We start from the raw sequence: 22,843 nt of genomic DNA on the forward strand, positions 1-22,843 counted from the left end.
GAGATGACAATCTTCCCTCAGTAGCCGTAGAAGGCTTGCGAGGGCCGCAGGGCTCGCAAGGCGATGAGGGCGCCACCGGACCAACTGGCGCTACTGGACCAACCGGCCCTACGGGCCCAACTGCTCCCACCGGTGCTACCGGCGCTACGGGCGCCACCGGCGCTACCGGCGCTACCGGACCCACAGGACCAACTGGCCCCACCGGCGCTACTGGCCCCACCGGCGCTACTGGCCCCACCGGCGCTACCGGACCTACCGGCCCGACAGGGCCGACAGGGCCCAGCGGCGTTACCGGTCCTACAGGCCCGACAGGGCAAACCGGTCCCACGGGCGCTACTGGATCCACCGGGCCGACAGGCCCAACGGGGTCCACCGGCGCTACTGGACCCACAGGCCCGACAGGCTCGACAGGTCCCACCGGAGCCACAGGCGTTGGCGCTGTCGGTCCCACGGGTCCAACTGGTCCCAATGGCGTTGACGGGGTCACCGGGGCTACCGGACCCACGGGCCCAACAGGTCCCACAGGGGTTACCGGTCCCACAGGAGTTGCCGGTCCCACCGGCGCTACAGGATTTACCGGTCCGACAGGCCCGATCGGCCCCACCGGCGCCACAGGGGTCATCGGAGCTACCGGTCCCACCGGCCCGACCGGACCGACCGGCGCCACCGGGGGGACGGGGCCGGTGGGACCGTCCAAGTGCGTCGGCACAGCGGCGGCCCAAGGCCAGACGAAGGCCGTCGTGGCCGTTCGTAATGGGAAGGTGTTCGGCCAAACGGTCAACGAGGCCACCACTCCGCCTACGCCCACCCCGCTCACCGACTTCACCCCAGCGTTCGGCGCCGTCACGGTGGATTGTGCGTCGGTGGCGATCCAGGGCAACGCGAACGTGTTCGTCACCGTGCGCACGAGCACCGATCAGCTCCTTGAGGTCGGGTGCACGCTGAACAACTTCCCGACCAGCTGCGGTGGAACAGTGGTCAACCTGGGGACCATCCCCATGTTGGTTCAGTCGCCTGCCCCCGTACACGCGTCCGTCGCACCGGCCAAGAGCCGGGACAGGCGGGACCCCGCGAGGGCCGGCTGAACGAGTGTTCGCTCGCGGGCATCCTCGAACACCGAGGATGCCCGCGAGCGAACGACGGCGCGGCTCTCCCCTCACTCTCACGAGCCATGAGCGGACGCCGAGTGAGATCAACCGAGAACGCTCCGCAGATTTCGCCGGCGCGGGGTACCGGCACGATCTGAGAAGAGAGCCTTCGCCAGTTGGCGGTAGCCGGGCATCGGGTCGTGGCCCGGGTCCACCAGTACCTGTACGCCGACGTGGTCGGCGCCGGCTTCCAGGTGGGCGGTGAGGCGGGCGGCGATGGCCTCCGGCGTGCCATGGATGACGAGGGCGTCGATGAGTCCGTCGCTACCGCCGTCGGCGATGTCGGCGGCGCTGAAGCCGTGGCGGAGCAGGTTGTTCACGTAATTGCGCAGGCCGAGGTACGGGTCGGCGACGAAGTCGCGGGCGATGGCGCGCGCGTGACCGGCGTCGGCGCTGACGACGACCTTGTGCTCGGGCGCGAGCAGGACGCCGGGGCCCAGGACGTCACGGGCGTGACGGGTGTGGCCGGGGACGACGAGATAGGGATGGGCGCCCGCTGCGCGGTCCCTGGCCAGGCGCAGGGACCGATCACCCAGCGCGGCGAGGATTCGCCTGTCGGCAGGGACGGCGACGTCGAGTTCGTCCAGGTAGGACACCATCGTGTCGTACGGTGAGTGGAATCGCGTGATCGATTCCGGATGGCCGATGCCGACGCCGAGCAGGAACCGTCCGGGATGCTTGGCGTCGATGCGCTCATAGGACCTCGCGATCGACGCCGCGTCGTTGGTCCACATGTTCACGATCGCGGTCGCTACGACGATCTCGCTGGTGGCGTCGAGAGCGCGCTCGATGAGGGTGAGGCCGGGAACGGCCTTCCGCCCCAGGCCCAGCCACGCGGTACCGAATCCGAGCGACTCCGCCTCGGCCACGAAACGCACGCGGGTGTCATCGTCGTAGGACGGGTTGAACCACGCCCCGAAAGTGCCGAGCCTCAGGGACATGCCGCTACGCCTCGATGACCAGGCGGGCGATGCGCCCGTCGCGCAGAGTGAACCGGAAGTACAGGTCGACGACGCCGCCGGGGAAGTCGCCTTCGAGATGGTTGATGGCGGTGTAGTGCTCGTCATCGATCCGCTCGGAGCCGATGAGTTCGATGGTGTACGTGTACTCGCCGGATGACCGCTTCAGCCAGCCGCGGATATCGGCGGGTCCGCGGTAGGTCCTCCCGTCGTCGATCACCGCCGCGTCGTCGGTGAAGTGGGTGATGGCCGCGTCCGCGTCACGGGTGCGGTGTGCCGTGAGGTAATCCGTGATCGTTGGTGGAAGCTCGGTCAGGTCGATGGCCTGGGCGTTGTCCGTCATGAGGCCCACCGTGCGGTCTCTCCTTGGGAGAGGGTCAAGTCCGGCCGGGCCGCGTTGACCCTCTCCCGGGGAGAGGGTGCAGAGTGTTGTCATGCGACCCGGTCTCACCATCGGCGAGTTCGCGCAGATCACTCGTCTGAGTGTCCGTACGCTGCGCCGATATCACGAGCGGGGCCTGCTCGAACCGGCCGTCGTCGATCCGGACAGCGGATACCGCTACTACACCAGCGAGCAGATTCCCGCCGCGCAGGTCATCCACCGGCTGCGCGAGCTGGACATGCCGTTGCGCGAGGTTCGCGAGGTGATGGACGCGACGGACCCGGATGCCCGCGCGTCCCTGGTCGCCGCGCATCTGAGCCGGCTGGAATCCGAGCTGGACCGGACCAGGATGGCCGTGACGTCGCTCCGGCGACTGCTGCGCCCGGAGCCGGGACGGCTGGACGTCGAACTGCGGTCGGCGCCGCCGATGACGGTGGCCGCCGTCGGAGAGACGGTCGACCGGGCGCGGGTGCTGGAGTGGTACGACACGGCCATGGACGAACTCGACGCCGCGCTGGCCGGACGGCGGGTGACCGGACCGCCGGGAGGCAGGTACGCGGGCGAGTTGTTCACCGACGGCCGCGGTGACGTCTTGATCTATCGTCCGATCACGGAGCCGCCCACCGTCGGCCGTGTACGGCCGGTCATCCTGCCGGCCGTCGAACTCGCCGTCACCGTGCATCCCGGGCCGCATGACGACATCGACGTGACGTACGGACGGCTCGGCGCCTACGTCACCGACCACGCCCTCGTCGTCGACGGCCCGGTACACGAGACGTACCTCGTGGGGCCGCGCGACGACCCCGACCCGGACTCATGGCGCACCGAGGTCGGCTGGCCGATCTTCCGCGTCTCACCGGCCTAGCCGGCGCAGTCGCCGGTTGAGATAGCGCTGCTCCGGCAGGCTCGTCGTCACCTGCGCGGCCCGCCGGTAATTCTCGGCCGCGGCCTCCACTTCGCCGTTCAGCTCCAGCAGATGGGCACGCACGGCGTACAGCCGGTGATGCCGCCGCATCGCGGGATCGGTCAGCAGGGGATCGAGCAGGGCCAGGCCGACCGTCGGGCCGTGGGCCATCGCGACGGCGACGGCATGGTTGAGCGTCACGGTCGGGGCGGGAGCGACTCGGCTCAGCATGTCGTAGAGGACGCTGATCTGCATCCAGTCGGTGGCCTGGTAGGTCGATGCCTCCGCGTGGACCGCGGCGATCGCCGCCTGGAGCTGGTAACGGCCGACGTGCCCCCGCGGCAGTGTCTCCTCCAACAGCGCGACGCCCTCGGCGATCAGACCGCGCCGCCAGCGGGAGCGGTCCTGCTCGGCCAGCGGCACCAGATCACCGGCAGAGTCGGTCCGCGCCGGCAGCCGCGCGTGCGTCAGCAGCATCAGCGCCAACGCGCCGGTCACCTCGTCGTGGCCGGGCAGTGCGACGTGCACCTGACGGGTGAGCCGGATCGCCTCCTCGGCGAGCTCGACGTCGACCAGTGTCTCGCCGGAGGTGCGCGTGTAGCCCTCCGTGAACACCAGGTGGCAGACGTCGAGCACGGCCGCGACCCGGGCCGGCAGTTCCTCATCCGACGGCATCGCGAACCGTGCGCCCGCGTCACGCAGCGTCGCGCGGGCGCGGCTGAGGCGCTGGGTCATCGTGCGGACCGGTACCAGGTACGCGGCCGCGATCTGCGCCACGCTCAATCCGGCCACCGCCCGCAGGCTGAGCGCCACCTGCGACGGCCTGCTCAGCGCGGGATGACAGCACAGGAAGAGCAGGCGGGTCGTGTCGTCGACCTCGGTGCCGGGGACCTCGTCCGCTCCAGGCGCCAGGCCGGCGTCATCCGGCCGTCGTGCCAGGTCCAGCGCCTCGCGGCGGGCGCGGGCCGACTCGGCCCGCGTCCGGTCGATCAGGCGCCGCGACGCGACCCGGATCAGCCACGCCCTCGGATTGTCCGGAACCCCGTCGACAGGCCACTGAGAAGCAGCGGCCTCCGCGGCTTCCTGGGCCGCGTCCTCACAGTCGCCGAGGTCGCCGTACCTCCGCAGGAGCGCGCCGAGGACGTGTGGCGCCTCCCGACGCCACACGTCCGCGAGTGTCCGCTGCACCATACGATCTGCCTGAGATCGCTACTGGTCGTCGCCGCCCGGCCACATCGCCGGCCGCAGTTCCACCGTCTCTCCGGGGCCGGCGAACTTCGCGGCGACCTCTTCCGCGCGAGCCCGGCTCTCGACATCGACGAGGAAGAACCCGGCCAGGTGCTCCTTGGCCTCCGAGTACGGGCCGTCGCTCGCCAGCGGGGAGCCGTCCTGCCACCGGTACAGCCGTGCGGCCGCGGGGTCGCCGAGCGCCTCGCCGCCGATCAGTTCGCCGTTGGCCTGCAGTTCGGACATCACCTGCTCGAACTCGGCGTTCAGCCGCTTGCGCACGTCGTCGGGCAGTCCCTGGTGAGCGGCGAGGTAGTCGCTGGTGGGGTGCCCCCACGGCTGCGGATTGGAGTGGATGAGGATCACGTACTTCATGGCTGTCAGCTCTCGTCTCGTACGACGGCCGCTCCGTCGCTCGACTGGGACGTCGGTGCGGACTCGCCGATGTCGACACTATCCACCGCCCCAGCCGGATTCGAGGAGGTCGAAGATGGCGTTCAGCGCGGCCAGGGGGTCGGGTTCCGCGCCCGCGAGTTCGGGGATCTCCAGGACGTAGCGGGCGAGCGCGCGGACGGTCATGTCGGAGGGGTCCCGGCCGCTCTCGGAGGCGATCGCCTCGGCCAGGGCTCCTTCGCCGGCTATCCAGAGCTTGCGTGAGTACTCCCGCAGGGCGGGTGTACGGACGATCAGGTCGCGCTTGTGCCGCAGTTCGGGCGACAGATCGTCGGTGAAGGGTCCCCGGGCCGCCATGCAGCGGCGCAGCGCTTCCAGTACCGACTGGCCAGAGGGCCGATCGCGGACCGCGGCGACCAGCCAGACGCGTCGTTCGGCGCCGTCGTCGAAGATCAGCGCTTCTTTGCCGTCCGGCACGTGCGCGAAGAGGGTGGCGATGGACACGTCCGCCTCGTCGGCGATCTGAGCGACGGTGACCCCGTCATACCCGTGCTCGCTGAACAGCCGCAACGCGGCCTCCGACAACGCCCGGCGGGTCTGTGCCTTCTTGCGCTCACGGCGCCCGGTCGTCGGCATCTCTCCATCGTAGCTGTACCCTAGAACGCATCTGTATCTATAGTGATTATAGTTTTGAACTCAGTTCAGGTTTCATCGGCCATCAACCCAAGGAGCCGGACGATGTCCTCCCTCCGCAGTCCAGCCCCCTGGAACGTACGGCGCCTGCCGCGCGCCGAGGGCAAGAACTTCCTCGTCACCGGCGGCAACGCGGGCATCGGATACTTCGTCGCCGAGCAGCTCGCCGCCACCGGCGCCACCGTCATCCTCGCCAGCCGGGACCCCGCCAAGGCCGAGGCCGCACAGGTGTCGATTCAGGCCCGCGTCGTCGGCGCACACGTTCGTCACGTCCGTCTGGACCTCGCCGATCTCTCCTCGCTCAAAGCCTCCGCGGACGCCCTGCGGCTGGAACGGCTGGACGCGGTCGTCTGCAACGCCGGCGTGCTGCTCGACCAGCCGCCACGTCGCGAGTCCAGGGACGGCAACGAACTGATGTTCGCCACCAACCATCTGGGACACTTCGCGCTGATCGCGCGGCTCGCGCCCCTGCTGACGGCGACACCCGCGAGCCGCATCGTCACCACCGGCAGTTTCACGGCGAAGTCTGAGAGCCTGGACCTCGACGATCTGCAGAGCACCCACGATTACCGGCCGAAGCGCACCTACGCACGGTCCAAACTCGCGCAGATGCTGTTCGGCTTCGAACTCGATCGCCGCCTGCGCGCGGCCGGCAGCACGACGCTGAGTGTGGTCACCCACCCCGGCGGCGCACTCGACTCCCTCACCCCGTCACGCCCGCCGGTCCACGTCCGAACCACCGGCGAACGACTGCGCGCCCTGCCCGCCGGCCTGCTCCTGCAGGGTAAGGAGGCTGCCGCCTGGCCCGCCGTCCGAGCCGCCCTCGACCCGTCTGTGCGCGGTGGCCAGCTTTGGGGACCCCGGATGTTCGGGATCCGCGGCCTGCCCGTTCTCGAACCCGTCCAAGGTCACCTGGCCGACGCCGCACTCGCGGCGCGCCTGTGGACCGCCACCGTCGACCTGACCGGCCTCGACCCGAGCGCGAACCTCACGTGAGCCGACGCCGGAATTGACATGATCATCCGCTAGGACCGGGAAGCTGCAGATCCTCTCCGGCCCGGCGGTGACCTGGTGATCTCCTGGGCCGGCATTTGCGCAGCGGCGACGGACGCAATCTTCACAGAATCCCCACAGATCGTCCGCGTGGTCTCCGCGACGGGCTTCTAGTCTCGCGGTCATGCAACGGATCCTTGTGGTCGAGGACGAGCCCACGATCGCCCAGGCGGTCGCCGCCCGCCTGGGTGCCGAAGGCTTCGAGGTGCGGGTGGTGGCCGACGGCCCGGCCGCGGTCGAAGAGTTTCGGGCGTACGGCCCCGATCTGGTGCTCCTCGACCTCATGCTGCCCGGCCTGGACGGGCTAGAGGTCTGCCGTCGCATCCAGGCCGAACGGCCGGTCCCGGTCCTGATGCTGACCGCGCGGGACGATGAGACCGATCTGCTCGTCGGGCTGGCGGTGGGAGCCGACGACTATCTGACCAAGCCCTTCAGCATGCGCGAGTTGACGGCTCGGGTCCGGACGCTGCTGCGCCGGGTGGAACACGCCGCCGCGCTGGCGGCAGCGGCCCCCGTCCGGGACGTCGTACGGCTCGGTCCGCTGGAGATCGACCGGGCCGCCCGCAAGGTCGCGGTGGACGGGGTCCCCGTGCACCTCACGCCCACCGAGTACGCACTGCTCGACATCCTGGCCCGTACACCGGGGACCGTGCTGACCCGGGCGGTCCTGCTCGAACAGGTGTGGGACTGGGCCGACGGCTCCGGAACCCGGGTGGTCGACAGCCACATCAAGGCGCTGCGCCGAAAGCTCGGCGCGGACCTCATCCGTACCGTCCACAGCGTCGGCTACGCCTTGGAGACCACACCATGAATCTCCTCCGGCGGTTGTGGACGGCGTTGCCCCGGCCCCTGGACCCGATGCGGTCCATCAAGATCAAGCTCGGTCTCCTGGCCGTCTGCAACGCCTGCGTCGGTGGGCTGATGATGGTGTGGGGGTACGGCCTGGGGTTCCGGGGCCGGATCACGCTGCCCGTCGCGCTGCTGATCTCCGTCCTGGTGACCCAGATCCTGGCGCACGGTATGACCTCGCCGTTGCGCGAGATGACGGCCGCGGCCCGGGCGATGGCGCGTGGCGACTACCGCCGCCGGGTGCGGGCGACCTCTCGGGACGAGGTCGGCGAGCTGGGCCGGGCCTTCAACCGGATGGCCGCCGACCTCGCCGAGGTGGAACAACACCGCCGGGAATTCGTCGCGAACGTGTCCCATGAGCTTCGCACTCCCATCACCGCCCTGCGTGCGGTCCTGGAGAACGTCGCGGACGGCATCACCCCCGCCACCTCGGAGGTGATCGAAGGAGCCCTGGCGCAGACCGAACGCCTCGGCCGTCTGGTCACCCAGCTACTGGACCTGTCCCGTGTCGAGGCCGGCGCGGTCTCTCTGGACCTGGCGTGCTTCGAGATCGGCCCGTTCCTCGAGGCCGCCGTCGCGGACGCCAAGGCCGCCCATCCCGATCCGGTCTTCACGGTACGGGCCGAATCCGGTCTCACCGTCCGCGCGGACCGCGACCGCCTGCACCAGGTCGTCGCCAACCTGCTCGACAACGCGGCCCGGCACAGCCCGCCCGGCGGCGCGGTCACGGTGACCGCCAGGCCGCAGGCCGACGCGCTTCTCCTGCAGGTACGGGACGAGGGCCCCGGTATCCCGGCCGAAGAACGGGGACGGGTCTTCGAACGCTTCTCCCGAGGCTCCGCCTCGCAGGTCGGTTCCCCTGGGGGCGGAACCGGCCTCGGACTCGCCATCGCCCGCTGGGCGGTGGACCTGCACGGCGGACAGATCGCCGTGGCCGACTCCCCGACCGGCTGCTTCATCCGCGTCGTACTTCCGCAACCTCCCGGAGGATCGTCATGACCGATCTCCCGCCACCCCCTGGGCCACATTCCTCATCCGCGCCGCCCCCGTGGAAACAGCCCGACCAGGCCCACGCCGGCCCGGTTCCGCCCATGCCGTCCAGGGTGGCCTGGTCCGAGCCGGCCGTCCGGCCACCGATCCGGCCGCTGCTGGTGGAGTGGCCCAAGGCACCACGGCCGGTCTCTGCGGCGACGGCGGCCGGGGCGGCGGTGGCGGGAACGCTGGCCGCGATGTGTTTCCCCGGACGACCGGGCCTGAACGTGCTGATCGTGGGGGTGGCCATGCTGGCCACGCTGTTCCCGGTGGCTCGCCGTAGCCGTACGTCGCTGGCGTTCGGCGCGCTCGCGGTCGCGCTGCTGGCGCTGCCCGCTCTGGTGGACGCCGGCTGGGTGACCGCCCTGGCGATCACGCTGGCCGTCCCGCTCGGCTCGTACGCCCTTACCGGCGGTCGCTCCTGGATCGATCTGCTCGGCGGGGGGTTCGCGCTCCTGCTGGCCGCCCCGCACTCGGTGCCCTGGGCGGGTCGCGGCCTGGCCGGGCTCGCGGGAGCCGGGAGGCGGCCGACCCGGCGAATGGTCGGCTCCCTCCTCATCGCCGGCACGCTGCTCGGGGTGTTCGGCGCGCTGTTCGCCACTGCGGACGTCGCGTTCAGCCGGGCCATCAGCGGGCTGATTCCCGATCTTTCGGTGGGGCCGCTGCTCCTACGCGTCCTCATCTTCGGCTGTATCACCGCCACCGTCCTGACCGGAGCATTCCTCGCCGTCGCCCCGCCACGGTTCAACCGGCTGCCCGCCGCCTCCCACGTCGGCCGTGCTCCCTGGGTCGTCCCGATCGCAGCGCTCGACCTGCTGTTTCTCGGCTTCGTCGCGGTCCAGGCCGACGTGCTGCTGACCTCCGACAAGGACCGCCTGCTGCAGTCCACCGGCCTGTCGTACGCGGAGTACGCCAGGCAGGGCTTCTGGCAGCTTCTGATCGTCACCGGCCTGGTCCTGATGGTCGTGGCCGTCGCCGTCAGATACGCCCCGATGAAGAACCGGACGGACCGCACCACCGTCCGTACACTCCTCGGCCTGCTGTGCACGCTGACCCTGGTGATCGTCGCGGTGGCACTGCGCCGGCTGTACCTCTACGAGGAGGCGTACGGCTGGACCAGGCTGCGACTGTGGGTGCATGCCTTCGAGCTCTGGATGGGTCTGGTCATCGTGCTCATCGCCATCGCCGGCATCAACCTCAGGGCGACCTGGCTGCCCCGCGCGATCGCCACGAGCGGAGCGATCGGCCTGCTGGCTTTGGGCCTGCTCAACCCGGACGGTTTCATCGCCGCCCGCGACGTACACCATTTCCGACACACCGGCACAGCCGACCTCGCCTACCTGTCCGGCCTGTCCGCCGACGCGGCCCCCGCCCTCGACCGCCTGCCCGAGCCACAGCGCTCCTGCGCCTTGCACCACCTCGCCGACGCCCTCCAGCACGGCGACTCATGGACCGGCCTCAACCTGTCCCGTGCACAGGCCCGCGCCCTGCTCCGGCGCCACCCGATCCAGCGGTCGCTCACGTGCTGAGCAGGCGCTGGGGGCCATCTCCCGTGAGTGCTTTGCTCCGGAAGCTTCCGGATTGGCAAAATGATCCCGATGCGCGGCCGAATCACCCCCGACCGGCCGGGAACGCAGGGTGGAGTTCAGCATGCCCGCGCTGTCCTTCCGCGACGCCGGTCGGCAGAACTCGCTGGGCAGGCTCTACGATGCGGCGCTGACGGGGCTGATCGGCATCAACACCGTCTACGCGACCCCAGGCCGACCAGGTGGGCCGGTCCGGCGAGGCCCGTGGGTACCGGAACGACGCGCAGGCGCTGCGGCAGGCGATCAACCGTCACCTCTGGCGTGAGGATCCCGGCAGCTACGGTTATCTCATCCATGGCGGCGACACCCGCGCCGGCGAACTCGATCCGTCCCAGGAAGGCGCCGGCCTCGCCTTCGCGGTGCTGTGCGGCGTCGCCGACGCGCGACGGACCAGGTGAGCATCTCCCCGACCCTGCCTTCAGCCTGGGGCGACGTCAGCCTGTACGGCGTGCCCTATCGCGACGCGACGCTCGACATCACCCTGACCGGCACCGGCAACCGGGTGCGCTCGTGCACCGTCGACGGCCGCTCGAGCCGACCGGCGATCCCCGCAGCCACAACCGGCCATCACACCGTGCACATCGTGCTGGAGACCTGAGAACCCGCGCAGGCACCGGTAAAAGCGTGGATTTGGAGCCGTCCGCGATGACGAACACCTTCCCAGTACACCGACTACCTCGAACACGAACGATCAGCTCACGGTGCCGCTCTCTTCTTCGGGAGCGGCGGTACCACCGCGCCATCGGCGTTCGCGACGTCGCGGTCCCTGAGCGGCGAACGCAGAGCGACGTCGGTGTATCGCGTGGTGAAGGGGCCGAACGCGCCGTAGGCGTCGTGCCTCTTCGCGCATTCGACGCCGGCCTCGTAGACGATGACCGTAACCCGCGAGGAGGACTCGTTCACCTGCATGTGGTCGAGTCGGCAGTTGAGACGCTCGGCCCATGATCGCCAAACTACGCGCAGCCCCTTGCCGTGGCGGGCATACGTGTCAGGGGCGATCGCGACGAGAGGGGGCGGCCCCGGGTGTGCGGTCACCTTCTCCGTGGAGTCGGTGCCGGGAAGGCGCGGCCGCGCCGTGGCGTGCGCACGCTGCAACCAGACGACCGTGCTGATACCGACGATCAACAGTCCCGTGACGGCGCGCAGCACCCCGGCGGCGTCCCACCCCCGCGTGTACTGGTCATCCGGGTGATCTCGCGCCCATGCGAGGGCCGGTCGGCTCCACAGCCTCTGCGGCTTTACCAACATGACGAGGGACATCGGCACGATGATGAGCCATATCAGGATCAACCACCACGGCGGCATCTCACGCCCTCCTAGGATCGGCGCGTGGCGGTACCTGAAACGGTGCCCCCAAACGTCGGCGCTGTGATTATAGAGGGCCATCCCACATACGCCCGGACCCACATTCATATGGTTTTGCGACCACTGCCAGCAGAAACGGGCCAGCGCGAGTGGACCTGACTGTCGCTTACTCGGACACAGGCCAGAAGGTCACCGCGCTACGAGCGACGCTCGACTCGCTCGTTGAAGACCCCCAGGCGGCAATGCCCTCTTCTGAGAGTAGGTTCTAGGAGTGGTAGAGGATCATCCGTCGGGGCCCGGCCGGATACAGCAGATCAGCTTTGCAAGTGCCATCGGTGGTCTGGCCGGTGCGGCGTTGGCCGGTCACCGGGGTGTGAAGGCGGCCCTCGTAGGCGCGACGGTCGGCGCCATCGGTCTGGGGGCCGCGGAGGCAGTGGCCCGGGCACGGCAACGTCCTGGCCAGATCCCAGCGCTTTGGGCGCGCATCACCGCCAGCGGTGCACTGGCCGCTCCGCTTGGCTGGGCGGCCGGACGCCTCACCGGCGCTGGACCGGTCGCTGTGGGAACGGTGACCGGCACCGCCGTCGGCGCGATGGGACTGCGGCCGCAGAAGGTGGGGTTGGGGCCGCTGGTCGGCGCCGCGGTCGGCTTGGGGTTCTCGGCTCGGCAGCGGTCCGCGCCGGCGCCGGTGGTGGCGAGCACCACGGTGGTCGCCTTCCGGGTGTTGTCGTCGTTGCTGTTCCGGGACCCGCAGGTGAGCCTGCTGGCCGAGCGGGTCCGCCCAGAAGAGCTCCCCTTCGTCGTGCCGCTGGAAGCTCGGACCAGGTACGTCGGCACCGGCTATGTCCGCGAGTTGGCCAGGGTGCTGGGCGGCACATACGTCGAAGACGCAACCGACGTCGGTATCGTCGCCTCCCTCGATCAGCTGCGCGGCCCGGACTTTGATCCAGCGCGGGTTGATCCGCGTGTCCGGGAGTTCTACGAACACACGACACGGTTCACGCTCGACATCGTCCCGCAGTGGCGGCTGTGGGTGCGTCCGGGGTACCTGGTGTACCGGACGCTGATCGCCCGCCCTCTCGGTCAGGCCAGCGTGCCGATGAACCAGCGAGAGGCACTACGCGGTGTCCGGGGCCGTATCGACACCATTACTCCCGAGCAGGACGACGACGTGGCGATCCGTGGCTGGATCCGGTCCTTCGCCGACAATGACGAGCCGATCTATGTGGGCATCTACACCACTTACCGCCACGAGGGTCGCGGGTATGTCAGTGTCGGCTTCCCGATCCCCCAGGCCAGTTTCACCGCGACCCTCCTGCCGCGCGCTCGCCCCGGTGGCGGCCTGGTTCTGACCAGCCGCAGCGACCTCGACCAGCCCGGTCACTACCTGACCTACGTCGACCCGGACACCAGAGACCTCACCGCCATGGCGGTCCACGGCTTCGCGGAGCAGCTCGACGTCTATGTGAGAGATGACGAATTGCGGGCCGAGCACTCCTTCTGGGTCTTCGGGATCCCGTTCCTCGTGCTCCACTACCGCATGCACCGAAAGCCCGCCCCCTCGGCACTCTGATCCGAGTAAGTCCTTCCCTCATTGCGTGGTCGTGGCCGGACGTGGCTCGATGAACGCCGAACCGAAGACCCATGACGTGGTCTGGGTGATGAAGTCGCTCGGGAATCCGAGCGTGAAGTCGGTGGCCTGCTCCAGGCGGGTGATGCTTTCGGGTGGGAGGGTGAGGTCGATGGCGGCGAGATTGTCGCGGAGTTGGTCGAGGTGGCGTGCGCCGATGATCGGGCGGATGGCGCGGGAGCGGCTCATCGTCCAGGCGATCGCCACCTGTGAAGCCGTGGCACCGAGGTCGTCGGCGACCTCCTGGACGACTCGGGCGACGGCATGGTCGTGAGCCGAGACAGACTCTGCGGCCAGCCGGCCACCGGCCGTGGGCCCGTCCGGGCGGGTGTACTTGCCGGACAGCACCCCGCCGGCCAGCGGGCTCCACGCGGTGACGCCCAGTCCGAGGGACTCGGCCATCGGCAGCAGTTCACGCTCGATGTCGCGCTTCAGCAGGCTGTAGGGAACCTGCAGGCCGATGAACGGGCTCCAGCCGTGCCACTGCGCCAGCGTGTTGGCGCGGGCCACGATCCACGCGGGGGCGTCGGAGATCCCCACATACAGCACCTTGCCCGCCTGCACCGCGTCATCCAGCGCGCGCATCGTCTCCTCGATCGGCGTGGCACGGTCCCACATGTGCACCCAGTACAGGTCCACGTAGTCCGTGCGCAGCCGACGCAGGCTCGTCTCCAGCGACGCCCGCAGGTTCTTACGGTGATTTCCAGCGGCGTTGGGGTCGGCGCGGTCGCGGGACACGGTGTACTTCGTGCCGAGCACGAACGACTCTCGCCGACCTTTCAACAACTCGCCGAGGAACTCCTCGCTGGCCCCGGCACGGTAGTTGATCGCGGTGTCGATCACGTTACCGCCGACCTCGGCGTACAGGTCCAGCATTCGCCGGCACTCCGGAAGCGGCGCGCCGACCCCACCCTGTTCGCCGAAAGTCATCGCGCCCAGGATCAGGTCAGAGACTCGCAGCCCGCTCGTGCCCAAGGTGCGGTACCTCATGCCGTCGCCGATCCGCTGAACAGCTCTGCGGCCCGGGAGACGATCTCATCGTGCGAGACGTCTCGTACATGCTCGTCCAGCGCCCAGCGATGCCCGAACGGATCCAGTAGCTGACCGGTGCGGTCACCCCAGAAGGCATCGTGCACCGGCTCGAATACCGTGGCTCCCGCCTGCAGCGCCCGCGCCCAGGCCGCATCCGCGTCCGGGACCCGCAGGTGCAGGGCGGCGGAGGTGCCACCGAGGCCGGCGGGCGCACGCATGCCCCGGGCGGGCATTTCACCGGCTACCGCCAGGACCGTGTCGCCGAGCCGGAGGTCCACGGTCAGCGTACGGCCGTCGGGAAGCGTGATGCGGTTCGTCTCTTGTGCACCCAAAGCCTCGGCGTACCAGGTGGCGGCTCGGTCCGGGTCGGTGACGATCAAATGGATCTCTATCTGCGTCATGATCGGACCATACACGTTGTATGGACAGGTAGTCCATACAATGTGTCCGTACAGACGGTCGTATCCTGGTTCGTATGCCTTCCAAGCGCACCGCGCGCTCCGCCCGTCGATCCGGCGCGGCGCCGGGTTCCGCCGAACTACGGGAGCGGATCTTGTCCGCGACGCGCGAGTTGCTGCGGCAGCGCCGCTTCGACACCCTCAGCGTGGCCGACATTCTGACCGCCGCCGAGGTCTCCAGGGCCAGCTTCTACTTCTACTTCCCGAGCAAACAGGCCGTGTTGGGCGACCTTGTGCGCGAGGCCGTGTCGCAGGGCCAACAGGCGGCACAACCCTGGATCGACGGGAAACAGGACCCGGTCACCGCGCTTCGGGCAGGCGTGCAGGACGGCGCCCGTCTGTGGCAGGCCAACGCAGGCGTTCTCATGGCGATCGTGGAGAACTGGGGCTCGGACGAGGACCTACGAGCCCTGTGGCTCGAACAGATGAACCTCTTCACCGACGCCGCCACGGCACGCATCCGATCGGACCCCCATGCCCGCCAACGACTCTGCGATGTGGACATACACGCCGTGGCCGCCTCGCTGACCTGGATGGGAGAACGGCTCTACTACCTCGCCGCAGCCAAAGTCCCTCCCTTCGACAACGAAGAGGTCCTCGTCGACATCCTCACCAATGCGTGGACTTCAACCCTCTACGGCCACCCCGTCACCCAGCCACCGACCCCGCCACGCCCAACGACCAAACCGCAGAAGACCGCGTAAGGCTTGGCGGCAACCGGTCGCCGCTGCACGGCAAGGCCGCGCGGACCTCTACGCGACGTCGCGACGCACGTGTTCAGCCACGGTGAATATCGGCTATTCGGCATGAGCCTGCCAAGGAGGTCACGGTGACGGTGTCAGCAGAGCTCGCCGAGATCCACCAATGGTGGGCACGACGATCCGGCCTCACGACAGCCTTCCGGATCGCCGACAGCGCCTACGACCAGGTCACCCCCTCCGGTGTGGACAACCCGTACTGGGAAATCGTCCGGCAGCTACCGTCGGTGCGCGTAGCCGGAGAGAGTATCTGTCCTGATGGTTTCGCCCGCGGACTCCCCGTCGGGCATCACCTGCTGACCAAGCGCTACTCATGGGCGATCCCCTCACCGGGCGACATCGTCTGGCTCACCCAGGTCCTGGCCGGTCGTGGCCTGGTCGAGATCGGTGCGGGCTCGGGCTACTGGGCGTGGCAAGCAGAACAAGCCGGTATCGACGCCATCGCCTACGAGCCCGTCAGCTCTTCCACCAACACATTCACCGACGGCACCGAATACTCCGTCATCCGGCGAGACGGTCCCACGGCCGCCCGGCGCCATCCCGACCGGGCGCTGCTGCTGTGCTGGCCATCTCACGGCGACCCGTGGGCGAACAACGCCCTCCGCGCCTACACAGGCGACCTACTGATCTACATCGGGCAAGTCGCGGGCGGCCGCTGTGCCGATGACGGCTTCTTCCGGCTTCTCACCCGAGAATGGACGCCGATCGGTTCCAGCATCCACCACATCACCTGGCGGCACACCCACAGCACGATGACCGCCTACCGCCGCAGAACCGAAACGCCGCCACGATGATCGCGGCCCAGATACCGGGTACGCGTCAGATCGGCGGCGGCTGCTCAAAGCCACGCTTTTGCCGACCCGATCTGCACGAACCTCAGGGTCAGTCGTGGTTGATCGAGAATCCCAGGATGACCGCGGCGGATACCACGACATGTCCAGGGGCCAGATCCTGAGGAGACGCCTCGCTGCTCGAGCCGTGCCCGCGATAGCGTTCGAACCCGACCTGCTCAGGGTCGACGTCGTCAATGTGCAAAACGGCCCCCAGCCGCACCCCGGCGGCCTCGGCGTACAGCTCGGCCTTGCGCCGCGCCGCGCCGACCGCCTGCCGGCGGGCCTCCGCTCGCAACTCCCCCTTGCCCGTCACGTCGAAGTCGACCGCCTCGATCTCGTTGGCGCCGGCGGCGACCAGATCGACGAGCAAAGGCTGGACATCATCGAGATCACCGGACTCGACGGCGAACGACGCCTGACACTGGTACCCGATGAACTTACGTTCCGACCCGCCGTAACTCCACGAACTCTTCAGGTCAAGCCGTGACCGCTCAACGGCCGCGTCCGATACCTCATGCCGCCGCAGCGTCTGCCGCACCGCGTGCACCGCGTCGCTGGCCGCCGCGAACGCCTCAGACGGCGTCTGCTCCACCCGGATCACCTTGAACCTGGCCCGCACCAGGTCGGGCATCGCCTTCACGCTCGCCGCGCCGTAGGCGGCCACACCCCACGGCCGTTCCACCATCTGCATACCGATGATCCAATCAGTGCGCGCCCCCGCACGTCGGGCTACGGACGGAAAATCCGCACATCAAAGGGCGACGGCGTCGTAGGCGGTCCACGCCCGGCGATCACGCGGCGCTCAGGGACGTCGCGGGTACCTCTGGCACGGTCGCCGGGTTCTCGCGCTACTTCCGCGGCACCTGCTTGCAGCTCCGCAGGAAGAAGTCCTCACCGTTCGGGTACGTGTTGCCCAGCACTTTGCCGCCCCTGAGGATATCTTCGCAGGTCAGCTTGGCGGGCATCGCGCCGATGATCGCGGGGAAGGTCTTCATCGTCACGTCGTTGCCCGCGAGCGCGTCGTGATAGACGACCTTCTCGTCGGCGGACGGACCGGTCGCGGCGCTCGTCCGGGGTGCGGTCGTGGTCGGAGGCGTGTTCTCAGCAGCCTTCTCCCCACCGTCACCTCCACAGGCGGAGGCGCCCAACACGACGAAAAAGACCAGGCCGAAGCCGAACATCGCTGTTCTCACCTGGATAAGACGGCTGGCCGATATAAGAGGTTGTCGACGCCGCATCACCCTCGCGACTACCAGCAGAAACAAAACAACGGCGCTGTTCCCCACCGCTCTCACGAACCGTGGACGAACAACGCCGTCGAACGAATGTGGCCCTCCTCCGACCGGGAGGCGGAGCCCCTCACATCGGGGCTTCCGCGGGTCGTCCCCCGGGCCGGCACGAGTGGACCTGACATCTACGGATCGCCATCGAGCCGGACGCCGGAGACCGCTCCGGGATCAGTCCGCCGACCCACCAGCGCAGCCGGCGGATCAGACGATCAGTCCGGCGGTTCCGTGGACGCCGATCTCGGTGGTGCCCCTGTTGAAGGCCAGATAGTAGGCGGGGAAGCTTGGGGGGTCGCGCCGCACGCCTGTCAGGTACGTGGGAGTGTCGCGACCTGGTACGGTCCCGGCGTCGACGAGTTCGGCGCCGAAGCTGTGCCAGCCCTGATCGCGCATCCGGGTAAGGTCACGCAGCCGCCTGTACTCGTTGACCCAGCTGGCGGGGTCGGTCCCGAGGTGGGCCCGGTTTCGTGGGAGTGCGGCCTGCAGATTGGCCAGCAGCTGGTTGCGGGCGGCCTCCTCGGTCCCGGCGGTGACCGGGGCGAGCGAGACCAAGGCGGCGTCAAGCACGAGGAGGGTCTGTTCGTAGGCGTAGATCAGGTCCTGGCAGTGTTCTACCTCAGCACGCCGGTTACGCTCCGCCATATCGGCGGGCATGTAGAGATAGACCCGATTGGTCCGGTCGCTTGCGAAGTCCGTGAGGTAGCTGCCGATAGAGGCGACGTCGCCCTCCGCGCGGTCGTCCGCCAACATCTTGGTCGAGAGAGCGTAGTTGGTCTCGAAGACCCCGGCTCGTAAGTAGATCGAGGTGTTGTCACCCTCGGCGGCACGTCGTTCCATCACTATCTTCGCCGTGTGCTGACCGCTCGCCTGGGTGGACTCCACACGGTAGGCCGGGGCGACGAAGTTGTCAGGATGGCTGGTGTCTCCAACGTCGAGCATGAAGCCGGCGGCTGGATCGAGTCCCTGCGAACTCAGCAACCTGGCATGGTCAACTGGATCCGAGTTGCGCTTTAACGGCATACTGGCCCCCTGTTACCCAGGATGGTGTGATGAGTGCGTTTAGTAGAGCACACGATCTTTCGGTGAAGTTAGCGTCAGCAGGCTGACTGAACCGCCAGGGAAAAGTGCCGCCGCTGCGATTGTGCGACCGGCACAAAGTGGGATGGATGGCGGTCAGGCAGTCGGAATCCGAGGCTTTGCCTGGCGATAACGCCACTATGCCGAAAATAACGGTTGTCGCTCAGACCAAAACAGACCGCCGAAACAGCACTTTTGGACCCCGGTTTCAGCGCCACCGAGACGACCGGCGCGGAACTCATCGACAGCCCCAAACTCGACGCCCAGGAAGATCAGTACCTCGACGCGATCGGCGATCCCGACTGGCCCAAACACAAGATCCCCGAACGCCTCCGCAAGACCCGCGACGAACGCGCCCGGCTGGAACACAAGCTCGCGCAAGCGCATCGCAACCGCTACCTGCGACGACGCCAGATCAAGCACTCCATCCCCGAACCGAAGAACCAGCGGACCAACCGCCAACGAAGGGGTAGCAAAGGCGGTCGACCCGCCGGCTTCGACAAGACGATCTACAGGCGAACGAACGAAGTGCGCGGACGATCAACGCGTTGAAGAACGCCCAAGCTCTGGCCACAAGGTTCGACAAGCGTGGCTACATATTTCACGGCGCCGTCACCGTCGCCTCGATCCGACTCTGGCTCCGCCCGTGATCTCCGCCAGATCTAGTCACCGGTCGTGCCGTCGAGCATCTCGCGCAGGATGTCCAGATGGCCGTTGTGGCGGGCCGTCTCCTCGGTGAGGTGGAGGAGGATCCAGCGCAAGTCGACGTGGAGGCCGTTGCGGATGGCTCGCTGCGCCTGCTCGTCCAGGCCGTTCCCGGCGACCAGTTCGCGGTAGCGGGCGCTCTGATCGGCGTATTCGTCGAGCAACTGCGTGAGCGGGAAGTCGACGGCGATACGCATCTCGCGGTCGGGGTCCTCCTCGGTCCAGGGGCCCCGGTCTTCCTCGCCGAGGAAGACCACCTGGAACCAGTAGTACTCGACCCAGCGGAGGTGGTTGATCACTCCGCTCATGGTCATCAGCGGTGAGCCCGGCAGGAGCGCCTTGCGTGCGTTCTCCGCAGAGACGCCTTCACATTTGGCGCGGGCGGTGTCACGCGCGTAGTCGAGAAACGTGGTGAGCTGGGTGCGCTCGTCCCACGCAGACGGTGTGTCATCGATTCTTGTCATCCCGTGAAGCGTCCCCGATCACCGCGGCCCATGTCGAGGGATTTATCGACGGCCCCAACCTGCTTCATCCAGCTCCTTGCCCGGCGGGCCGATACAGCGATTCAGCCCGGTGGGCCGACCAGCATGATCCGCCGGACAGACCCTGGGACTCAGGTACGTCGCGGGTACCTCTGGCACGGCCGCCGGGTACCGGCGCTACTTCCGCGGCACCTGCTTACAGCTCCGGAGGAAGAAGTCCTCACCGTCACGTCGTTGCCGACGACCGCGTCGTGATAGACGACCTTCTCGTCGGCGGACGGACCGGTCGCGGCGCTCGTCCGGGGTGCGGTCGTGGTCGGAGGCGTGTTCTTGGCAGCCTTCTCCCCACCGTCACCTCCACAGGCGAAGGCGCCCAACACGACGAAAAGAGTCGTTGACAGCCAGCCTAAACAGACGGCTGGACCGAGCGCGCGGTCTGCGGCAAGTTAGTGCGGGTATGGCGTTCGGTCATCCGGCCCGATCGGCCACCATTACGTCGGCGAGCGCCTGCGCCTCTCCGCCGGTTATCTGCTGAGCCTGTGCCCTTGCCGGACAAGCTCGGGCCTCGCGATCGCTCAACGACGCTTGGCGAAGAACTCCCGGGCCGGCCGGGGTGCCCAGAGCAGGGCGACGATGAGGATCTGAGCGGCGCCGATGATCGGGATGACCGCGTGGAACATTGGCGAGGACGACCAGGAGACGACGCTGAACACCACAGACAGCAGTTGGGAGGCCGTGGCCAGCCGACGGGTCCACGGCCGCGCGGTGGCCAGCTTCCACGCCAGCACGACGCACAGCACGAGCAGGAGGCCGTGGAACGCCGCGCCGGACGTCACGGCGATGTCGGCGGAGCGCCTGACCTCTGCCGCGCCGAAGTCCGGGTGCTGGGACGCGATCTGGTCGCGCAGCGCGCTCTGGCCGGCCCGCATCACCATGGGCGTCACCAGGTGACTGACCGCCACGAGGACCAGCAGCGCCCGCGCCAGTTGGACGGGCGCCGGCGCCCGCGACACCTGGATGACAGTGGTCGAGTCCATCTCTAGTCCTCCCCTTCCCCGGTCCTCGCCGGCCGGCGTGTTCGCCGCCACCGGGGGCCGCCCCCGGACGACGCCGCACTCGCGGCGTCGTCGCCGCGCCGCGCCCATGCCTGGTTGAGGCGGGTGACCAGCATCCGGGCGGTGGCGATGTCCTCGTCCGTCCAGTCGGCGACGACCTCCGCGAACACGGCCGCGCCGGCCTGGACGGTGGCGTCGACCTCGGCGCGGCCGCGTTCGGTCTGCCGGACCAGGAACGTACGGGAATCGGATGGGTCAGGCTCCACAGTGACCTGCCCCGCCTGTTCCAGCGCGGCGAGGTGGCGGCTGGTCGCCGACGCGGTGAGACCGAGCTCGGCGGCGATCACGCTCGGACGGACAGGCCCCTGGGCGGCCACCATCCCTAACACCCGAACCCGGGTCAGGTTGAGGCGCTGGGAGATCCGGCGGTGCCCCTGGTCGATGAGCTCCATGACCGCCCTGGCTAGCTCCGCGCGATCATTTCGTTGCGACATGAAACGAGATCACCAGGCTGAGCCTTCATCCTCACACCCGCCCTGCCACCCGTCTCCCGCACCCGGACAGACGCCACCGCGACAAGCTTCCACCGCGCCCGCTCGTCGGCATGAGCGGTCCTGAAACCGCCAGGCGCTGCTTCTACCAGCAGCGGACAGGGTTGGCGTGCAGATCGCTCTCGCCGCAGGACCACACACCGGTGTCCAGCGGAGCCAGATCGGTGTCGGCGATGACGAGGCTGTCTTCGCCCTTGGCCCAGTCTGTGGTGAGGACGAAGAACAGCCGTCCCCCCTCCAACAGCAGCATCCGGTCGACGCCTTCCCCTTCTCCTTCGCACAAGGTGTGGACGGACAGGTCAGGATCGATGATTTGCAGCTTGCCGTCGCGCCAGAACGCGGCCCGGCCGTCGCTGCTCAACACCGGGCCGACGGTGTAGTAGCCGGGCAGGTATGGGCCATCAGTCATGCTGCCGTCGCGATGCAGCCGCCGGACCCGCCGGGCCGAGGACAGGTCGTTGTCCAGTTCGACGACGCGGATCCTGCCCCGGCTACTGACCATCAGGCCCCCGTGGCTGGGCCACTCGGCCACCGTCGCGCCGTCCCGGTCGTACAACCGTGTCGAGAACGCGCCATACCCCTGGCTGCCGACCAGGAAACGGCCCGGCCCAGCGATCGCCCGTTCCCCTGTCGGGTGCGGCGGCGTCACCCAGACCAGGTCCCCGGTCGCCAGGTCGAGGCAGAAGCCCATGCCGATACCGCTGGACCAGTCGGTGTAGGTGGCGAATACCCGGTCCGCCGAAACGAGCAGCCCAGCGCGGCGCTCGGGAGCCAGATCCCGCGGCCGCCAGGGCGGCATGGGTTCCGCACGCCAGCCGTTCGCCGCGCTCATCTCGACGACGCCCGCATGAGACAGGTGCACATCGGGCAACTCGGCCGACCAGCGTCCTGCGCCCGACCCGTCGGTGCGCTCCACGCGCACGCTGCGGTACGGATTAGTCCGCCACGCCACGACGAACCCATCGGGCAGAACGACGAACGTCCCGATCCGCTCGTCAGGCGCACACGAAAACTCCACCCGCCGACCCGGCGCACCCCACACCGTCGTCTCCACGAGCGCAGCGTCGTCAGCCAGCCAGACACCACCGTCCGACGCGACGCGCATCTGGCCGCCCAGCCCACCAACGGACCGGCTCCAGCGCAACCGGCCGTCCAGGTCGACCGCACGCAGAACGGACCCCGACGTCGCACCGCACACAACGTAGACCGGTCCTGTCGCGCCGGCGCAGGCCAGCGGTCCGCACCACCCCGGCTGTCCCACTCGTTCGATCCCAGTCATGAACCATGATCGTCCCGGTACCGGTCCCATCCACAACCCCGGCCGAGCTCACGACCGAACCATCAGGGAAGGGCGGAAACCGTCTGCGTGCAGTGGCGGATCGCTGGCAGCGCTGTCGCAGTCCGGCCCCCGCTCTCAAAGGTTTGCGCTGGCAGGAAGGCGGCGA

Annotated in this window: 26 protein-coding genes and 1 pseudogene; 12 read left to right on the forward strand and 15 right to left on the reverse strand. The window is 68.7% G+C overall.

Annotated features, from left to right (window positions below; genetic code table 11):
• The first annotated feature begins 740 nt into the window (after nt 1-740).
• Nucleotides 741-1,085 carry a hypothetical protein gene (locus tag ACQEV1_RS47325; RefSeq protein WP_433404110.1) on the forward strand — a complete coding sequence of 115 codons (345 nt, stop codon included), beginning with the start codon at nt 741-743 and terminating at the stop codon, nt 1,083-1,085.
• Between the two features lie 107 nt (nt 1,086-1,192).
• Here ACQEV1_RS47325 and ACQEV1_RS47330 read toward each other — a convergent pair whose 3' ends face one another.
• Both ACQEV1_RS47330 and ACQEV1_RS47335 read right to left on the reverse strand, forming a co-directional pair.
• Complete coding sequence (locus tag ACQEV1_RS47330) at nt 1,193-2,089, reverse strand: LLM class F420-dependent oxidoreductase (protein ID WP_433404111.1); 897 nt, start codon at nt 2,087-2,089, stop codon at nt 1,193-1,195.
• A gap of 4 nt (nt 2,090-2,093) precedes the next feature.
• Entirely contained in the window at nt 2,094-2,450 is a 357-nt protein-coding gene (locus ACQEV1_RS47335; RefSeq protein WP_433404114.1) for a nuclear transport factor 2 family protein, read from the reverse strand.
• A 91-nt stretch (nt 2,451-2,541) separates the two neighbouring features.
• On the opposite strand from ACQEV1_RS47335, the gene ACQEV1_RS47340 reads away from it, so the two are divergent.
• Nucleotides 2,542-3,354 (forward strand): MerR family transcriptional regulator, encoded by an 813-nt coding sequence (locus tag ACQEV1_RS47340; RefSeq protein WP_433404116.1) that lies wholly within the window; start codon nt 2,542-2,544, stop codon nt 3,352-3,354.
• On the opposite strand, the gene ACQEV1_RS47345 is transcribed toward ACQEV1_RS47340, so the two are convergent.
• The 3 genes from ACQEV1_RS47345 to ACQEV1_RS47355 form a co-directional block, all read right to left on the reverse strand.
• Nucleotides 3,343-4,584 (reverse strand): RNA polymerase sigma factor, encoded by a 1,242-nt coding sequence (locus tag ACQEV1_RS47345; RefSeq protein ID WP_433404119.1) that lies wholly within the window; start codon nt 4,582-4,584, stop codon nt 3,343-3,345. The two genes, ACQEV1_RS47340 and ACQEV1_RS47345, sit on opposite strands and share 12 nt — an antisense overlap.
• Nucleotides 4,585-4,602: 18 nt before the next feature.
• Nucleotides 4,603-4,995 (reverse strand): YciI family protein, encoded by a 393-nt coding sequence (locus tag ACQEV1_RS47350; protein ID WP_433404121.1) that lies wholly within the window; start codon nt 4,993-4,995, stop codon nt 4,603-4,605.
• Nucleotides 4,996-5,073: 78 nt separating this feature from the next.
• Nucleotides 5,074-5,649 (reverse strand): TetR/AcrR family transcriptional regulator, encoded by a 576-nt coding sequence (locus tag ACQEV1_RS47355; protein ID WP_433404124.1) that lies wholly within the window; start codon nt 5,647-5,649, stop codon nt 5,074-5,076.
• A 102-nt stretch (nt 5,650-5,751) separates the two neighbouring features.
• Between ACQEV1_RS47355 and ACQEV1_RS47360 the strand changes: the two genes are divergently transcribed.
• From ACQEV1_RS47360 to ACQEV1_RS47385, 6 genes are all read left to right on the forward strand, one after another.
• Nucleotides 5,752-6,702, forward strand: a complete 951-nt coding sequence (locus ACQEV1_RS47360; protein ID WP_433404126.1) for an SDR family NAD(P)-dependent oxidoreductase — start codon at nt 5,752-5,754, stop codon at nt 6,700-6,702.
• A 181-nt stretch (nt 6,703-6,883) separates the two neighbouring features.
• Nucleotides 6,884-7,570, forward strand: a complete 687-nt coding sequence (locus ACQEV1_RS47365) for a response regulator transcription factor (protein WP_285626105.1) — start codon at nt 6,884-6,886, stop codon at nt 7,568-7,570.
• A complete protein-coding gene (locus tag ACQEV1_RS47370; protein WP_433404128.1) occupies nt 7,567-8,607 on the forward strand; it encodes a HAMP domain-containing sensor histidine kinase in 1,041 nt (346 codons plus the stop codon). Before ACQEV1_RS47365 ends, ACQEV1_RS47370 begins: the two co-directional genes overlap by 4 nt.
• A 92-nt stretch (nt 8,608-8,699) precedes the next feature.
• On the forward strand, nt 8,700-10,169 hold the full coding sequence (locus ACQEV1_RS47375; protein ID WP_433404130.1) for a DUF4153 domain-containing protein: 1,470 nt from the start codon (nt 8,700-8,702) through the stop codon (nt 10,167-10,169).
• Between the two features lie 239 nt (nt 10,170-10,408).
• On the forward strand, nt 10,409-10,624 hold the full coding sequence (locus ACQEV1_RS47380) for a hypothetical protein (RefSeq protein WP_433404132.1): 216 nt from the start codon (nt 10,409-10,411) through the stop codon (nt 10,622-10,624).
• A complete protein-coding gene (locus ACQEV1_RS47385; RefSeq protein ID WP_433404135.1) occupies nt 10,621-10,824 on the forward strand; it encodes a glycosyl hydrolase family 65 protein in 204 nt (67 codons plus the stop codon). Before ACQEV1_RS47380 ends, ACQEV1_RS47385 begins: the two co-directional genes overlap by 4 nt.
• A 98-nt stretch (nt 10,825-10,922) precedes the next feature.
• Here ACQEV1_RS47385 and ACQEV1_RS47390 read toward each other — a convergent pair whose 3' ends face one another.
• Nucleotides 10,923-11,531, reverse strand: a complete 609-nt coding sequence (locus tag ACQEV1_RS47390) for a hypothetical protein (protein WP_433404138.1) — start codon at nt 11,529-11,531, stop codon at nt 10,923-10,925.
• Between the two features lie 271 nt (nt 11,532-11,802).
• On the opposite strand from ACQEV1_RS47390, the gene ACQEV1_RS47395 reads away from it, so the two are divergent.
• Complete coding sequence (locus ACQEV1_RS47395) at nt 11,803-13,104, forward strand: hypothetical protein (RefSeq protein WP_433404141.1); 1,302 nt, start codon at nt 11,803-11,805, stop codon at nt 13,102-13,104.
• Between the two features lie 18 nt (nt 13,105-13,122).
• Here ACQEV1_RS47395 and ACQEV1_RS47400 read toward each other — a convergent pair whose 3' ends face one another.
• A complete protein-coding gene (locus tag ACQEV1_RS47400) occupies nt 13,123-14,151 on the reverse strand; it encodes an aldo/keto reductase (RefSeq protein ID WP_433404142.1) in 1,029 nt (342 codons plus the stop codon).
• On the reverse strand, nt 14,148-14,594 hold the full coding sequence (locus ACQEV1_RS47405) for a VOC family protein (protein ID WP_285626086.1): 447 nt from the start codon (nt 14,592-14,594) through the stop codon (nt 14,148-14,150). Before ACQEV1_RS47405 ends, ACQEV1_RS47400 begins: the two co-directional genes overlap by 4 nt.
• Before the next feature lie 74 nt (nt 14,595-14,668).
• Here ACQEV1_RS47405 and ACQEV1_RS47410 point away from each other — a divergent pair, with 74 nt between their 5' ends.
• On the forward strand, nt 14,669-15,355 hold the full coding sequence (locus ACQEV1_RS47410) for a TetR/AcrR family transcriptional regulator (protein WP_433404145.1): 687 nt from the start codon (nt 14,669-14,671) through the stop codon (nt 15,353-15,355).
• 125 nt (nt 15,356-15,480) lie between these two features.
• Nucleotides 15,481-16,203: a hypothetical protein gene (locus ACQEV1_RS47415; protein ID WP_433404148.1), complete on the forward strand. Its 723-nt coding sequence runs from the start codon at nt 15,481-15,483 to the stop codon at nt 16,201-16,203.
• A gap of 88 nt (nt 16,204-16,291) precedes the next feature.
• Here ACQEV1_RS47415 and ACQEV1_RS47420 read toward each other — a convergent pair whose 3' ends face one another.
• The 3 genes from ACQEV1_RS47420 to ACQEV1_RS47430 all read right to left on the reverse strand — a co-directional run bounded on the left by ACQEV1_RS47420 (nt 16,292) and on the right by ACQEV1_RS47430 (nt 18,506).
• Nucleotides 16,292-16,927 (reverse strand): SIMPL domain-containing protein, encoded by a 636-nt coding sequence (locus ACQEV1_RS47420; protein ID WP_433404151.1) that lies wholly within the window; start codon nt 16,925-16,927, stop codon nt 16,292-16,294.
• A gap of 163 nt (nt 16,928-17,090) precedes the next feature.
• Nucleotides 17,091-17,423, reverse strand: a complete 333-nt coding sequence (locus ACQEV1_RS47425; protein ID WP_433404154.1) for a hypothetical protein — start codon at nt 17,421-17,423, stop codon at nt 17,091-17,093.
• A 309-nt stretch (nt 17,424-17,732) separates the two neighbouring features.
• The gene (locus ACQEV1_RS47430; protein ID WP_433404156.1) at nt 17,733-18,506 is read right to left on the reverse strand and encodes a hypothetical protein; all 774 of its coding nucleotides are present in this window, start codon (nt 18,504-18,506) and stop codon (nt 17,733-17,735) included.
• A 489-nt stretch (nt 18,507-18,995) separates the two neighbouring features.
• Here ACQEV1_RS47430 and ACQEV1_RS47435 point away from each other — a divergent pair.
• Nucleotides 18,996-19,255, forward strand: a pseudogene (locus ACQEV1_RS47435) (IS5/IS1182 family transposase); the annotation flags it as partial.
• 12 nt (nt 19,256-19,267) lie between these two features.
• Here ACQEV1_RS47435 and ACQEV1_RS47440 read toward each other — a convergent pair.
• The 4 genes from ACQEV1_RS47440 to ACQEV1_RS47455 all read right to left on the reverse strand — a co-directional run bounded on the left by ACQEV1_RS47440 (nt 19,268) and on the right by ACQEV1_RS47455 (nt 22,677).
• On the reverse strand, nt 19,268-19,774 hold the full coding sequence (locus ACQEV1_RS47440) for a DinB family protein (RefSeq protein WP_285626070.1): 507 nt from the start codon (nt 19,772-19,774) through the stop codon (nt 19,268-19,270).
• 593 nt (nt 19,775-20,367) lie between these two features.
• Nucleotides 20,368-20,829: a hypothetical protein gene (locus tag ACQEV1_RS47445; protein WP_433404159.1), complete on the reverse strand. Its 462-nt coding sequence runs from the start codon at nt 20,827-20,829 to the stop codon at nt 20,368-20,370.
• A 2-nt stretch (nt 20,830-20,831) separates the two neighbouring features.
• On the reverse strand, nt 20,832-21,299 hold the full coding sequence (locus ACQEV1_RS47450) for a MarR family winged helix-turn-helix transcriptional regulator (protein WP_433404162.1): 468 nt from the start codon (nt 21,297-21,299) through the stop codon (nt 20,832-20,834).
• Nucleotides 21,300-21,483: 184 nt separating this feature from the next.
• Entirely contained in the window at nt 21,484-22,677 is a 1,194-nt protein-coding gene (locus ACQEV1_RS47455) for a hypothetical protein (protein WP_433404164.1), read from the reverse strand.
• Nucleotides 22,678-22,843 lie beyond the last annotated feature (166 nt).

Origin of the sequence: Actinoallomurus sp. CA-142502, from assembly GCF_050936355.1 — a bacterium.
GTDB lineage: Bacteria > Actinomycetota > Actinomycetes > Streptosporangiales > Streptosporangiaceae > Actinoallomurus > Actinoallomurus iriomotensis.

Bases quoted from the DNA above. Each gene is read 5' to 3' on its own strand.
- ACQEV1_RS47330 (WP_433404111.1), bottom strand. From the start codon at position 2,089: ATGTCCCTGAGGCTCGGCACTTTCGGGGCGTGGTTCAACCCGTCCTAC.
- ACQEV1_RS47335 (WP_433404114.1), bottom strand. From the start codon at position 2,450: ATGACGGACAACGCCCAGGCCATCGACCTGACCGAGCTTCCACCAACG.
- ACQEV1_RS47340 (WP_433404116.1), top strand. From the start codon at position 2,542: ATGCGACCCGGTCTCACCATCGGCGAGTTCGCGCAGATCACTCGTCTG.
- ACQEV1_RS47345 (WP_433404119.1), bottom strand. From the start codon at position 4,584: ATGGTGCAGCGGACACTCGCGGACGTGTGGCGTCGGGAGGCGCCACAC.
- ACQEV1_RS47350 (WP_433404121.1), bottom strand. From the start codon at position 4,995: ATGAAGTACGTGATCCTCATCCACTCCAATCCGCAGCCGTGGGGGCAC.
- ACQEV1_RS47355 (WP_433404124.1), bottom strand. From the start codon at position 5,649: ATGCCGACGACCGGGCGCCGTGAGCGCAAGAAGGCACAGACCCGCCGG.
- ACQEV1_RS47360 (WP_433404126.1), top strand. From the start codon at position 5,752: ATGTCCTCCCTCCGCAGTCCAGCCCCCTGGAACGTACGGCGCCTGCCG.
- ACQEV1_RS47365 (WP_285626105.1), top strand. From the start codon at position 6,884: ATGCAACGGATCCTTGTGGTCGAGGACGAGCCCACGATCGCCCAGGCG.
- ACQEV1_RS47370 (WP_433404128.1), top strand. From the start codon at position 7,567: ATGAATCTCCTCCGGCGGTTGTGGACGGCGTTGCCCCGGCCCCTGGAC.
- ACQEV1_RS47375 (WP_433404130.1), top strand. From the start codon at position 8,700: ATGCCGTCCAGGGTGGCCTGGTCCGAGCCGGCCGTCCGGCCACCGATC.
- ACQEV1_RS47390 (WP_433404138.1), bottom strand. From the start codon at position 11,531: ATGCCGCCGTGGTGGTTGATCCTGATATGGCTCATCATCGTGCCGATG.
- ACQEV1_RS47400 (WP_433404142.1), bottom strand. From the start codon at position 14,151: ATGAGGTACCGCACCTTGGGCACGAGCGGGCTGCGAGTCTCTGACCTG.
- ACQEV1_RS47405 (WP_285626086.1), bottom strand. From the start codon at position 14,594: ATGACGCAGATAGAGATCCATTTGATCGTCACCGACCCGGACCGAGCC.
- ACQEV1_RS47410 (WP_433404145.1), top strand. From the start codon at position 14,669: ATGCCTTCCAAGCGCACCGCGCGCTCCGCCCGTCGATCCGGCGCGGCG.
- ACQEV1_RS47420 (WP_433404151.1), bottom strand. From the start codon at position 16,927: ATGGTGGAACGGCCGTGGGGTGTGGCCGCCTACGGCGCGGCGAGCGTG.
- ACQEV1_RS47425 (WP_433404154.1), bottom strand. From the start codon at position 17,423: ATGTTCGGCTTCGGCCTGGTCTTTTTCGTCGTGTTGGGCGCCTCCGCC.
- ACQEV1_RS47440 (WP_285626070.1), bottom strand. From the start codon at position 19,774: ATGACAAGAATCGATGACACACCGTCTGCGTGGGACGAGCGCACCCAG.
- ACQEV1_RS47445 (WP_433404159.1), bottom strand. From the start codon at position 20,829: ATGGACTCGACCACTGTCATCCAGGTGTCGCGGGCGCCGGCGCCCGTC.
- ACQEV1_RS47450 (WP_433404162.1), bottom strand. From the start codon at position 21,299: ATGGAGCTCATCGACCAGGGGCACCGCCGGATCTCCCAGCGCCTCAAC.
- ACQEV1_RS47455 (WP_433404164.1), bottom strand. From the start codon at position 22,677: ATGACTGGGATCGAACGAGTGGGACAGCCGGGGTGGTGCGGACCGCTG.